This window comes from Leifsonia sp. YAF41 (genome assembly GCF_052113185.1).
Taxonomy (GTDB): Bacteria; Actinomycetota; Actinomycetes; order Actinomycetales; family Microbacteriaceae; genus Cryobacterium.
Genome location: NZ_JBFRCS010000011.1, coordinates 79191 through 91528, shown reverse-complemented (window position 1 = coordinate 91528; position 12338 = coordinate 79191). Strand labels below are relative to the sequence as shown.

9 protein-coding genes are annotated in these 12338 nt (G+C 66.5%); 8 read left to right on the top strand and 1 reads right to left on the bottom strand.

The window, feature by feature from the left end; all coding sequences use genetic code 11:
• Nucleotides 1-41 precede the first annotated feature (41 nt).
• The 8 genes from AB4Y63_RS14030 (at nt 42) to leuA (ending at nt 11571) form a co-directional block, all read left to right on the top strand.
• Nucleotides 42-710, top strand: coding sequence for a lysoplasmalogenase (locus tag AB4Y63_RS14030; protein ID WP_441791680.1), 669 nt, complete (start codon nt 42-44; stop codon nt 708-710).
• Between the two features lie 101 nt (nt 711-811).
• The gene (locus AB4Y63_RS14025) at nt 812-2716 is read left to right on the top strand and encodes a sensor histidine kinase (protein ID WP_441791679.1); all 1905 of its coding nucleotides are present in this window, start codon (nt 812-814) and stop codon (nt 2714-2716) included.
• The gene (locus AB4Y63_RS14020) at nt 2713-3396 is read left to right on the top strand and encodes a response regulator (protein ID WP_441791678.1); all 684 of its coding nucleotides are present in this window, start codon (nt 2713-2715) and stop codon (nt 3394-3396) included. The genes AB4Y63_RS14025 and AB4Y63_RS14020 overlap by 4 nt, the downstream gene beginning before the upstream one ends.
• Nucleotides 3397-3501: 105 nt before the next feature.
• Entirely contained in the window at nt 3502-4263 is a 762-nt protein-coding gene (locus AB4Y63_RS14015; RefSeq protein WP_441791677.1) for an ABC transporter ATP-binding protein, read from the top strand.
• Nucleotides 4260-5657: an FtsX-like permease family protein gene (locus AB4Y63_RS14010; protein ID WP_441791676.1), complete on the top strand. Its 1398-nt coding sequence runs from the start codon at nt 4260-4262 to the stop codon at nt 5655-5657. Before AB4Y63_RS14015 ends, AB4Y63_RS14010 begins: the two co-directional genes overlap by 4 nt.
• A gap of 177 nt (nt 5658-5834) precedes the next feature.
• Entirely contained in the window at nt 5835-7091 is a 1257-nt protein-coding gene (locus AB4Y63_RS14005; protein WP_441791675.1) for an alpha/beta hydrolase, read from the top strand.
• Nucleotides 7092-7104: 13 nt separating this feature from the next.
• Nucleotides 7105-9636 (top strand): phosphatidylglycerol lysyltransferase domain-containing protein, encoded by a 2532-nt coding sequence (locus tag AB4Y63_RS14000; protein WP_441791674.1) that lies wholly within the window; start codon nt 7105-7107, stop codon nt 9634-9636.
• Between the two features lie 168 nt (nt 9637-9804).
• Nucleotides 9805-11571 (top strand): 2-isopropylmalate synthase, encoded by a 1767-nt coding sequence (gene leuA / locus AB4Y63_RS13995; protein WP_441791673.1) that lies wholly within the window; start codon nt 9805-9807, stop codon nt 11569-11571.
• A 94-nt stretch (nt 11572-11665) separates the two neighbouring features.
• Here leuA and AB4Y63_RS13990 read toward each other — a convergent pair whose 3' ends face one another.
• Nucleotides 11666-12253, bottom strand: coding sequence for a hypothetical protein (locus tag AB4Y63_RS13990; protein ID WP_441791672.1), 588 nt, complete (start codon nt 12251-12253; stop codon nt 11666-11668).
• Between the last annotated feature and the right edge of the window lie 85 nt (nt 12254-12338).

Here is a 12338-nt window from a genome sequence, read left to right as displayed (position 1 = left end):
CGTTCAAACCCCGCGTTCAACCCACAGTGAAGTGAGTCGTTGTGTCACGTTCTACCCTGCTCCGCGTGGTGCCGTTCAGTCCGTTTCTTGTCGCCGGCATCCTGCATCTGATCGGTCAGCTTGCCGGAAACGAAGCGCTGATCACGGCGACGAAGCCGCTGCTGATTCCGAGCCTTGCGCTCGCCCTGGTCTGGAGTGTGGGAGGGCGGCTGACCGCCCCCGTCGTCGGTGCCCTGATCGCACTCTTCTTCGGATGGCTCGGCGACCTGGCACTGATGATCGACGGTTCGCTCTGGTTTCTCGCCGGCCTGGGCGCATTCCTCCTCGCCCACGTCGCGTACATTGTGCTCTTCCTCCGCCACCTCGGACGCGGGAGGCTCCCACGCTCCGCCCTGCTCTACCTGGTCTGGTTCGCACTCCTCGGAGTTTTGCTCTGGCCCCACCTCGGCACCATGCTCGTGCCCGCGCTGATCTACTCCGTCGTGATCACCACGATGGCGATCGTCGCCACCCGGTGCGCCCCCATCGTGGCCGCTGGCGCCACGCTGTTTCTGCTGTCGGACTCGATGCTCGCGGTGGACCGGTTTGTGCCGGACGTCGGGATCTGGCAGGCCGGATTCCTGATCATGCTCACGTACCTCGCCGCACAGTGCCTCATCATCGTTGGCGTCGTGAATTTCGTGCGCGCCCGGGCAGAATGGCGGGCGTGAGGCTCGCACCGGCTACATCGGCAGGATGATTTCGGTCGACCTGCGGGGGACATCGCCGGGCTGAGGGGGTGCGGCGACACGCCGAGGCTTACGCTTGAAGGATGGCAGAGTTGACCGAGGCAGACCAGGGTAAAGCCCCCTGGGCGGTTCCCGCTGCAGTGATGCGCTATCGCTGGGCGTTCGAACCTCTCCTGGCGGTTCTCTTTCTCGGAGTCTGGACTATCGCGGCCGTCTGGTCGGGCCGCGTGCTCGACCTGGGCGGGGTCTTGCTCCTCGCGGTCGCCATCGCCTTCTCTCGGATCAGCCCGATCGGCGCTCTGGCAGCGGGGTTCTTCGCGCTCGGATTCGGGGTCACGGGCGCCGGTTCGACGCCGCAGGCCTGGGCCTACTGTTTTGCGGGCGTCGTCGTCTGCTTCGGTGCGGCAGCACACGGAACCAAGGTGGTGCGCTGGATCGGCCTCGCCGGAGCGATCGTTCTGGCGGGCGTCATCGGCGTCATCGAATTGTCAGACGCGTTCAGTCAGGCCAACCACGGATTCGACGGGATCTGGAGCGCGTTGGCCGTTCTCTTCTCGTTTCTGATGGCCGTGCTCATCCAGGTCAGCCTCGTGCTCGGGGCGTGGGCGGTTGGGCTGGCCCTGAACGCGCGCGCGCACCAGGAGAGTCGACCCCCGGTGAATTCGGCGGATGTGTCGTCGACCGGCCCCCGAGAATGGACGGGTCTCGAAGCGGCGGTGATGGATCGCGACCGACAGAGCTCGACACCAGTGGTTCGGGCCTCCCTGCTCTTTCGCACCATGACCTACCGTCAGCTCTCGGCCGATATCGCCATCGCGCTCGTCTTTCTGTTCGTCATGCTCTCCTCAGGGTTCGGCGCGCCGGTCGAGACCGTCGTCTCCGTCGGATTCGCTGCGGCCCTCGCCTTCCGCCGGGTTTCTCCGGCCATCGCGCTCGCGATCGCGTGGGTCAGCGCGCTGGTGCAGGTGTCATTCGGCTTGCCGATCCTGACGGCCAACTTCGCCGTGCTTGCCGTTCTCTATGCCACGGCCGCCTACGGAGGGCGGGTGGTGAAATGGTCGGGCCTTGCTTCGGTGGGCGTCGGCGCGCTGATCGCCGGACTCTACCTGTCTGGAGTCCTTCAGGGGTCGTACAGCGCGGAAATCGCCGATGTCGCGGGGATGTTCTTTCGGCTCGCAGGGGTGTTCATCGCCTCGGTCGGTGTGCTCGGATTGTCGTGGACGCTGGGCCTGCTCATTCGCACCTGGCAGAACGCCAGGCTCAGTCGCCGCCAGGAGGTGCGCGCCGTCGAGGAGCAGCGCATCGCCCAGCGCACCGTCGTCGTCGAGCAAGAACGCAACCGCATCGCCCGTGACATGCACGATGTCGTGGCTCATTCCCTGGCCGTGGTCATCGCCCAAGCGGATGGCGCCCGCTACGCCAGAGCTAGCGACCCGACGGCCGTCGACTCGGCTCTCACCACCATCTCGGCGACGGCCAGGGACGCCTTGGCGGATGTGCGCATCCTGCTCACCCAATTGCGTCAACAAGAGGCGCAGGGTCCGCAACCGGTGCTCGCCGACCTCGATCGTCTGATCGAGCAGATGCGGGGAACCGGGCTGGCCATTGTCTGGACGACGGCGGGCGCGCCGCAGCACCTCGGTTCCGGCGCCCAGATGGCGCTCTACCGGATCATCCAGGAGGCGTTGACCAACGCGCTGCGTCACGGCGACCCCGATCACCGGGTGCATCTCGCGATCCAGTGGGACCAGAGCAGTGTGACCGCGGTGGTCACCAACGCGGTTCGACCGGATCGCTCATTCGACGAACGCGCCGGTGTGGGTCATGGGCTTCCCGGCATGCGGGAACGCGCGCTGCTTGCGGGCGGAACGCTCGAGACCGCGCTCGTCGATCGCCGGTTCACCGTCACCGCCGCGCTCCCCATTCTGGCCGGCACCGCGCCGGTGATCGTCGACAGCTCCCTCCCGAAAGTGAATGTGACACCATGACCGAGACCACACCGATTCGAGTGGCGCTCGTTGACGACCAATCACTGTTTCGTGCCGGCATCCGTATGCTTATCTCCTCCCAGCCCGACCTCGAGTTCGTCGGGGAGGCCGGCAACGGGGTCGATGGTGTGCAGATGGCAGCCGCGGTGCGTCCCGACGTCATCCTGATGGACATCCGGATGCCGGTGATGGATGGCATCGAGGCGACGGAGCAGATCTTGCGGGCAGCGGACGCCCGCGGCGAGCAGCCGCCGCGCATCGTGGTTCTGACGACCTTCGACCTCGACGAGAGCGCGACCAGGGCCATCCGGGGCGGAGCCAGCGGGTTTCTACTGAAGGATGCGGACCCCGAGTTCTTGCTGGCGTCGATTCGCACGGTGCACGCCGGCAGCTCGGTCATTGCCGCGGCAGCGACGCGCGAACTCTTCGAGCATTTTGACCGCCGGGTTGCCGCACGCGAGGCGACCCCGGAATCGTTCGGCACCCTCACCAGCCGGGAGCGGGACATCTTTCTGCTCGCCGCCCGGGGGCTCAGCAACTCGGAGATCGCCGCGGGGGAGTACCTGTCGGAGGCGACGGTCAAGACGCACATCAGCCGTATCCTGGCCAAACTCGCCCTGCGGGACCGGGTGCAGCTCGTGGTGTTCGCCTTTCAGCACCGGTTGACCGAGGGCGACTGACCGAGGCGACTGGCCGTCAGTCTCACGTTCGGTCATCCTCCTGAGTGAGGGCACATACACCGCCAGCCCGATTCGGGATTCGCGCTCGATTCGTAGCGTTGAAGCATGGAAATCATCCCCTCAGACCTCGGCCTCGTTGCCCGGGTTGCCGCGCTGTCGAAGTCGTACGGCACCGCCGCCAACACAGTCACCGCCCTCAATGATGTGTCGATCGGAATCCGTCGCGGTGAGTTCACCGCGATCATGGGGCCGAGCGGCTCCGGCAAATCGACACTCATGCACATCATGGCGGGGCTGGATGCCCCGACCAGCGGCCGCGTCTGGCTGGGCGACACCGAAATCAGCGGGCTCGGCGACTCCGCGCTGACCGTGCTGCGGCGCCGACGTGTCGGGTTCGTCTTTCAAGCCTTCAACCTGGTGCCGACCCTTGACGTGGGCGGCAACATCCTGCTGCCGTTCGAGCTCGACGGCCGCCGGCCGACCAACGCGGAGCAGGAGTGGATCGACAATCTCATTGATGTGCTCGGGTTGCGCCCTCGGCTCACCCACCGGCCCCACGAGCTGTCGGGCGGGCAGCAGCAGCGTGTGGCGATCGCCCGCGCGCTGGCGACCCGACCCGACCTCGTCTTCGCCGATGAGCCGACCGGAAACCTCGATTCCCGCACCGGCCGGGAGGTGCTCTCCCTGCTCGCCGCGGCCAGCGTCGACTACGGCCAGAGCATCGCCATGGTCACCCACGACCCGGTTGCGGCAAGCTACGCCGACCGGATCCTGTTCCTGGCCGATGGGCGTCTGACCTTGGAGCGCGGGCGCTCGACGGCCGAAGAGATCTCGCGGATCATGCTGGGTATGGAACAGCCGGCATGAGCGCCCACCTGAAAAGTCGGGACCACCGGGCCAGCGTTCTCGTTGCGGCGCTGAGTGCCGCCTTCGGCGTGCTGCTGATCCAGGTGACCGGTGCGTTGACCGCCATGATCGGCGGCGAGGATGTCGCCCAGTACGCGACGGTGCGGATCGTGCTCGTCATCGTCGCTTTCGTCTTCATTGTGATCGCGGTCTATGTCGGGTCGATCGTGACGGTCAACACCGTCGCGACGGTCATCGCCGGCCGCGTCAGGACCATTGCCCTGATGCGCCTGATCGGGTCAAGCGCCCGGTCCGAACGCCGTCGGGTGGCCGGCGAGGGATTCCGGAGCGGACTGGTCGGGGCCGTCATCGGAGGCCTGCTCGGCCTCGGTGTCGCGTTCGCCGTCGTTCAGATCGCGGTGGCCAACTCGGTGATTCCGCCTGGTGACTATCCGCCGTTCGACCCGCTGAGCGCCGTGCCAGTGGCAATCGTCATCGTCGCCACCGGCGTAGCGTCGTGGGTGGGGTCGCGCCGGGTATTGACGGTGAGTCCGATGCAGGCGATCGGGGCCGCGACCGAGCGTTCGACCGACGAGGGCCGACAGAACCGCGGGCGCACGGCATCCGCGATCACGCTGATGGCCACCGGCACACTGCTGCTGCTCGCCGGCGTCGCGCTGGGGCTGGTCAGCCCGCTCGGGGTGCTCGTCGGCCTGGTCGGCGGTCTGCTCTCGTTCACGGGGCTCATGCTGGGAGCCCACCTGGTGATGCCGCCGATCCTTGCCCTCGCCGGCCGGCTGCTCGGCTCGTCGGCGCCCGCCACGCTCGCGGCAGCGAATGCGCGCCGCTACCCGGAGCGGAGCTCCCGCAACACCATCGGCCTCGTGATCGGCGTCACCTTGATCACCATGTTCGCGGTCGCCGGCCAGAGCTATCAGGACATGATGACGCGGGCGCAAGCGGCCCGGCCCGAGCTGTATGGCGGGGTCGACCAGATCGTCACCGTCACCGTCGCGATCTTCTCGGTGCTGATCGGGTTCAGCGCTCTGATCGCTGCGGTCGGCATGGTGAACAATCTGGCGCTCGGCGTGCTGCAGCGCACGCGCGAACTCGGGCTCCTGCGCGCACTCGGTTTCACCGCGGGCCAGGTGCGACGGATGATCCTGGCCGAGAGTCTGCAGATGACGATCGCGGCCGTCGGGTTCGGCCTGGTTCTCGGGACTTTCTACGGCTGGGCGGGAGCGGTTGCCCTGCTCGGTGCACAAGAGGGCGTCGGGCTGATCGCCCCGTCGATTCCCTGGCCATTGCTGGTCGGCTGTGTTGTCGGAGCGGCACTGCTCACACTCGGCGCGTCGCTGTCACCGGTTCGGCGTGCCACCTCGGTGTCACCGATGGTGGCTCTCGCCGCAGAGTGAGCGTCGGGCCGCGGTGTGCCGAGCGGGTGGGGCTGCCGGCTGGCCGCTCGCGATGAACCGGCGACTCCACTGGGTGTTGCCTGCACAGCGGCCCGAATTCTCTGAAGTCTCATTCAGAACTCCCGAAAGCGACTGCGAGGGCGGCCGCGGAGTGTGAGAGTTGCTGGTGGAGGCACCATGAACAGCCCGCTGGGCGAAGTAAGCATCGTCGGCGGTCCGATCCTGATCGGGTTGTATCTGCTGGCGGCCGCATTCTTCGTCATTCTGCTCGTGCGTCGACCGCTCCGACGATGCCTGATCGTCGCCGTTGTCGCCGTGATCTGCGGGGCGATAATCGGCTGGGCGGTGGCCTGGTTGGTCAGCGACATCTGGGATCTCTACGGCATTTCGTTCTCCCTGGTCACGCGGGTCTGGATCTCGGCGTTCTTCGCCGCCGCAGCGCTCGCGATCGTCAGCCTCCCTGAATCCGGCTGGGTACGAAAAGGCGTGGCGATTCTGGCGATCCCCGTCTTTCTACTCACCGCGGCAGCCGGGATCAACGCCGATTTCGGCGCGTTCACCACACTCGACAGCGCGCTCGGCATCGGAGAATTCTCGCCTCTCGATCCGGCGCCGGTGCGGGGCGGCGTCCCCCCGGCCGGCACCGTCGGCAGCGTCACGATCCCTGCGACGGTGTCGGGGTTCGCCGCTCGCCCTGCCCTGGTCTATCTGCCACCGGCGGCCCGCACCGCTCATCCGTCTGCCCTTCCCGTTGTCATCATGCTCTCCGGTCAACCCGGGAGCCCGGACGATGTGTTCAGTGCGGGTCGGCTGGCCCAGATCTTCGACGCATACGCGGCGTCCCACAACGGCTACGCACCGATCGTCGTGGTGCCCGACCAGCTCGGTGCGCCCGACGACAACCCGATGTGCGTCGACTCGGCTCTCGGCAATGCCGCAACCTATCTGACCGTCGACGTGCCGACCTGGATTCGTTCGCATCTTCACGTCATGGCCGGCCCCGCCGGTTGGGCACTCGCCGGCTTCTCTCAAGGGGCGACCTGCACGATGCAACTGGGACCGGCCAATCCGCAGCTGTTCGGAACCCTCTTCGCGATCTCCAGCGAACTCGTTCCGCAGCAGGGCAGTATTGAAAACACCATCAACGTTGGATTCGGCGGAAGCTCGAAGGCATTTCTCGCTGCGACTCCGTCGGTGATTCTCGCCGCACATGCGCCCTATGCCAGGATGAACGCCATCTTTGCCGTTGGCGGCAATGACGAGCGGTACCTGCCGTGGTCAAAGACTCTGAACGCGGATGCCGCACGGGCCGGAATTAAGACCGAATTGCTGATCTCACCCGGCACGGCGCACGATTGGCATACGGTGATCGGGGCCTGGACGACCGCCCTGCCGCAGATTTCCATCGACCTCGGATTGCCGGGTTCAGAGTGACGGGGGACTGGCGATGAGGGCGCTGTGGCGTCTGGCCGAGAAGCAGCCGTTCGCGATCGGTTACGCACTCCTCCTGCTCGTGTTGGCGACGTTCACCGGGCTGCTACGGGGTCCGCACCGCGACCTGCGGCTGCAATTCGGCACCGGCTATGAGTCGGTCGTCGACCTGGGCCACTGGTGGTCGCTGATCAGCTATGTGTTCTTCGCCAACGGTCTGATCGCCCTGGTGGTCTCGATTCTGGCCGCGGTGATTGTGCTGGGCTACGCGGAACGCCTGCTGGGAACGGGGCGCACCATCATCGTGTTCACCGTCACTGCGGTGCTGGGCGCGCTTTTCGGCATTCTGATGCAGGGGTTCGGTGTCGCAAGCGGCGAGTTGTGGTCGCAACATGTCAGCGAGTTGTGGGCGCTGGATCCGTTCGCCCCGATTGCCGGTTGCATCATGGCCGCGAGCTGTTTCGCCGGGCCGCTCTGGCGCCGGCGTATCCGGGTTCTGACGCTCGCGGGCATCCTGGTCTTGCTGCTCTATTCCGGTCAGCCGTCCGACCTGTACCGGGTGTTCGCCGCGTTGGCCGGACTCGGGATGGGACTGGCGTTCCGGCCTGAGCCCGCCGACTTCACCTGGCGCCGCAGTTCCCACCACGAAACACGCACCCTGCTCGCCGCGGTTGTCGGTGTTGTCGCAGTCGGGCCGCTGGTGACGAGTTTTTCCGGTGGGCGGTACGGCATCCTGGCGCCGCTCGGCTTGCTGTTCAGCCCCGACGTTCCGTCGGCCGGAGACGCCATTGATCGCTGCCTGCTCGGCAACATCACCCGGCAGTGCGTGCACGAGTTGACCCTGGAACGGTTGGGTGGCGGCGGGCCGATTCTGGTCAGCCTGCTGCCGTTGCTCGTTCTGCTCGTCGCGGCGTTCGGGCTGGCTCGCGGTCGTCGCTTCGCCGCATGGGTCGCCATCGTCGTCAACCTTGCCCTGGCGGCGCTCGGCGCGTGGTACTACGGACTGCTCCCCAGCTCGGGTGCACCGTTCGTGTGGCGGCCGCACGCCTCGCACTACTGGGAGATCGCGGTCGTGCTCGTGGTATCGGTGCTCGCACCGGCCACGGTTGCGCTGGTGCTGCTGGTGAATCTGCGACGGTTCCCGGTGCGGAGCAGACCGGGCGGACCCCGCACGTTCATCATCGCGACGGTGGCGAGCGGCCTCGGTCTCGCGGCACTGTACCTCGGCGTCGGCTGGCTGCTGCGCACCAGTTTCCGCCCATCGGTGACCTTTCTCGACCTGCTCGCCGACGTGCCGGAGCGGTTCATCCCGGTCGGCTTTCTGCGCATTGAGCGCGTGAGCTTTCTTCCCGGCGACTGGGCATCGTCCGCGCTGTATCACTGGATCGGTCCGCTCTTCTGGATCGTCGTCATCGTTGGCGTCATTCTCTGCCTGCGGAGCGCACCGGGCCGGGTCGACCAGCACGGCGCCGAGCGGCTCCGTGCTTTGCTCCTCGCCGGAGGCGGCGGTTCGCTCGCCTTCATGGCGACCTGGGAAGGCAATTCGAACTGGTTCACGCGGTCGGGCACCACGGCGATCGCCTACCGGGTGGTCAACGGGGTGGCGATCACGACGAGCGAGCCGATCGGACCGGCCGCGGATGGCCCGGCGGCCGTCGCTGAGTTCGCCACATTCTGCGACGACCACGGCTGGATTCCCGTCTTCTACAGCCTGCACGACCACTGGCAGGCAACCTTTGACGCGATGGGCTGGGCGACCATGGGTGTGGGCGAGGAAACAGTTCTGCGCCCTCGCACCTGGGACACGACCGGCAAGAAATGGCAGGACATCCGCTCGTCGATCAACCGGGCCGACCGTGCCGGGGTGCGGGCCGAGTGGACGAGTTATCGCGCGCTGCCCGTCTTGCTCAGCCTGCAGATCGCTGAGATCAGCGAGCAATGGGTGCAGGAAAAAGAACTGCCGGAGCTCGGCTTCACCCTCGGTGGTCTCGACGAACTGCATGATCCGGCCGTACGGCTCATGCTCGCCGTCGACGCCGAGGGCCAGGTGCAGGCCGTGACGAGCTGGATGCCGAGTTACCGCGACGGCGTCGTCATCGGCTGGACGCTCGACTTCATGCGCCGTCGGCCCGAGAGCATGAACGGTGTGATGGAGTTTCTGATCGCCCAGACCGCGCGCAGGATGAGCGAGCAACCCGAGATCGAATTTCTGAGTCTGTCTGCCGCCCCGCTGGCGACGAGCCCGGGTGCGGGCGCGGCGGGGGAGTCCGCCGACCTGCCCGCGCGCATGCTCGATTTTCTGGGTCGGGTGCTGGAACCGGTCTACGGATTTCGTTCGTTGTTCGCCTTCAAACGCAAGTTCCAGCCCGAGCTCCAGCCGCTGATCATGGCCTACCCGGATGCCGTCGCCCTGCCGGCGATCGGCCTCGCATTGGCCAGGGCCTACCTGCCGTCGCTGTCGGTGCGAGAGGCGCTGCTCTTTGCGCGCGGGCTCGGCGAATCTTCGTCAGGGGCGGCATCCGCACCCGCATCAGCACCCACCTCGTGAGCCCGTTCTGAGAACCCCGGTGTTCAGACCGCGTGCAAACGGTGCTACCCTAGATTCGTGTTGTTTGGTGCGCTCCTCCTTAGCTGCCGCGACGAGTCCTAATCTGAGGCCTCCCTCGTCGCGGAGTTTGTCGTTGGCATCCCAACTTTTGCGAGGAGATCACGGATCATGAAAAACAACCAATCAGCTTCGGCCATGCCGGTGCACAAGTACCGTCCGTACCACGAGCAGTTCCGCGTGAACCTGCCGGACCGCACCTGGCCCGACAAGCAGATCACCGCCGCGCCGCGCTGGTGCGCGGTCGACCTGCGTGACGGCAACCAGGCTCTGATCGACCCGATGAGCCCCGAGCGCAAGCGGATCATGTTCGATCTGCTGGTGCGCATGGGCTACAAGGAGATCGAGGTCGGCTTCCCGTCGGCCAGCCAGACCGACTTCGACTTCGTGCGCAGCCTGATCGAAGAGGGCGCGATCCCCGACGACGTCACCATCCAGGTGCTGACCCAGGCGCGTGAGCACCTCATCCGTCGCACCTACGAGTCGATCGTCGGCGCCAAGCAGGCCATCGTTCACCTCTACAACTCGACGAGCGTTCTGCAGCGCGACGTCGTCTTCCGCCAGGACAAGCAGGGCATCATCGATATCGCCCTGACCGGTGCGCGCCTGTGCCGCGAGTTGGAATCCCTCGCTCCCGGCACCGACATTTACTACGAGTACTCGCCCGAGAGCTACACCGGCACCGAGCTCGAATTCGCCGTCGACATCTGCAACCAGGTCGTCGAGATTTTTGAGCCGACGCCCGAGCGCAAGGTCATCCTGAACCTGCCGTCGACGGTCGAAATGTCGACGCCGAACATCTACGCCGACTCGATCGAGTGGATGGGCCGCAACCTGGCCCAGCGCGAGAACATCATCATCTCGCTGCACCCGCACAACGACCGCGGCACGGCCGTCGCCGCCGCCGAACTCGGCTACCTGGCCGGCGCCGACCGCATCGAAGGCTGCCTGTTCGGCAACGGTGAGCGCACCGGCAACGTCGACCTGGTCGCCCTCGGCATCAACCTGTTCACGCAGGGCATCGACCCGCAGATCGACTTCAGCAACATCGACGAGGTCAAGCGCACTGCCGAGCACTGCAACCAGCTGCCCGTTCCCGAGCGCAGCCCGTGGGCCGGCGACCTGGTGTTCACCGCCTTCAGCGGCTCGCACCAAGACGCCATCAAGAAGGGCTTCGAGGCCATGGCCGCGGAGGCCGAAGAGCAGGGCGTCGGGGTCGACGACCTGGTCTGGGCTGTTCCCTACCTGCCGATCGACCCGAAAGACCTGGGACGCAGCTACGAAGCCGTCATCCGGGTCAACTCGCAGTCCGGCAAGGGTGGCGTCGCCTACCTGCTGAAGACCGACCACGCCCTCGACCTGCCGCGCAAGCTGCAGATCGAGTTCTCCGGTGTCGTGCAGGCGAAGACGGATGCCGAGGGCGGCGAAGTCTCGAGCGACCAGATCTGGGACATCTTCAACGACGAGTACCTGCCGACGAAGCACTCCGACCCCGACGCGAAGTGGGGCCGGTTCGAGCTGATGTCGACTCGCACCGCCAGCGACCTCGCCGGTTCGGTCGACCTGACCGTCGACCTGCGCGACGGCGACGAGGTTTCCACGGCCACTGGCTCCGGCAACGGGCCCGTCGCCGCCTTCCTCGGCGTGATGGCCGAGCGCGGCATCGAGATCACGCTCTACGACTACGTCGAGCACGCGATGTCGGCCGGCGGTGACGCCCTGGCGGCCGCCTACGTCGAACTCGACGTGAACGGCAAGCGCTACTGGGGTGTCGGAATCGACGCCGACATTTCGACTGCATCGCTCAAGGCAGTCGTCTCCGCGGTCAACCGGGGTGTGCGTGTCGAGTCGGGCGATCGCGCTCTGGCAACCGTTTAGTAGTTCCGCGCGACTCGCGAGAGTCGCCCTACATGCCGAGAGTCGCCGCTACTGCGGCGACTCTCGGTCGTTCGGGGGATTCTCGGCGCGCAGTTCAGACGCGCGTGTGCACGTTCGCGGGCTGCACAACCGGAGTCGCGAGGATTGCGGCGCAGTCATCAATCGCCGCGGAGAGCAGCCTGTTGAGGCGGCCATCCGTGTCGGAGTCGCAGGCCTCTGCGATGCCTTGCACCGCGGTGCGCACGATCGAGTCGGCGGTGCGCGAGGTGAACTTGGTGCGCGCAAATGTTCCGGCGTCGGCGATGAAGCGATGGGCCCACGGCTCGGTGTCCGGGGCGAGGTCGAATGCCGCCCGAATCTGTTCCGGCACACCGGGAAGCGGCCGACCTTCCATCTGGAGCAGCGCGTGCTCGCAGGTCAGAATGCCAACGGCCAATGCCCGCTGCCGTTCCATGTTCGCCACCGGGAGCGCGCTCGTCGCAGCCCGCAACGCCACGACCAGCGCGACGCGTGGGTCGTCGCCGTTCAGGCCGATCACCGAGGGAATCAGCACCGCCAACTTCGACCGTGCGGCGTCAGAGGTGCAGTCGTTGGTCATGCGTGCCAACGAGGCCAACTGAGGGTGCGTGCAAGCCGGATGATCACTCCACGATTCACCGGCGAGGTAGGACGCGAACTCCATGAAGCATCCACCGCCCCGGGGAGTCCTGTGTTTTCCGCGCGACAGCACCGGCATGAAGTCGGGCGTTGTGACGGCGTGTGGCGAC

Coding starts and splice junctions, on each gene's coding strand:
- AB4Y63_RS14015 (WP_441791677.1), top strand. CDS start 3,502: ATGGAAATCATCCCCTCAGACCTCGGCCTCGTTGCCCGGGTTGCCGCG.
- AB4Y63_RS14005 (WP_441791675.1), top strand. CDS start 5,835: ATGAACAGCCCGCTGGGCGAAGTAAGCATCGTCGGCGGTCCGATCCTG.
- AB4Y63_RS14000 (WP_441791674.1), top strand. CDS start 7,105: ATGAGGGCGCTGTGGCGTCTGGCCGAGAAGCAGCCGTTCGCGATCGGT.
- AB4Y63_RS14020 (WP_441791678.1), top strand. CDS start 2,713: ATGACCGAGACCACACCGATTCGAGTGGCGCTCGTTGACGACCAATCA.
- AB4Y63_RS14025 (WP_441791679.1), top strand. CDS start 812: ATGGCAGAGTTGACCGAGGCAGACCAGGGTAAAGCCCCCTGGGCGGTT.
- AB4Y63_RS13990 (WP_441791672.1), bottom strand. CDS start 12,253: ATGGAGTTCGCGTCCTACCTCGCCGGTGAATCGTGGAGTGATCATCCG.
- AB4Y63_RS14010 (WP_441791676.1), top strand. CDS start 4,260: ATGAGCGCCCACCTGAAAAGTCGGGACCACCGGGCCAGCGTTCTCGTT.
- leuA (WP_441791673.1), top strand. CDS start 9,805: ATGAAAAACAACCAATCAGCTTCGGCCATGCCGGTGCACAAGTACCGT.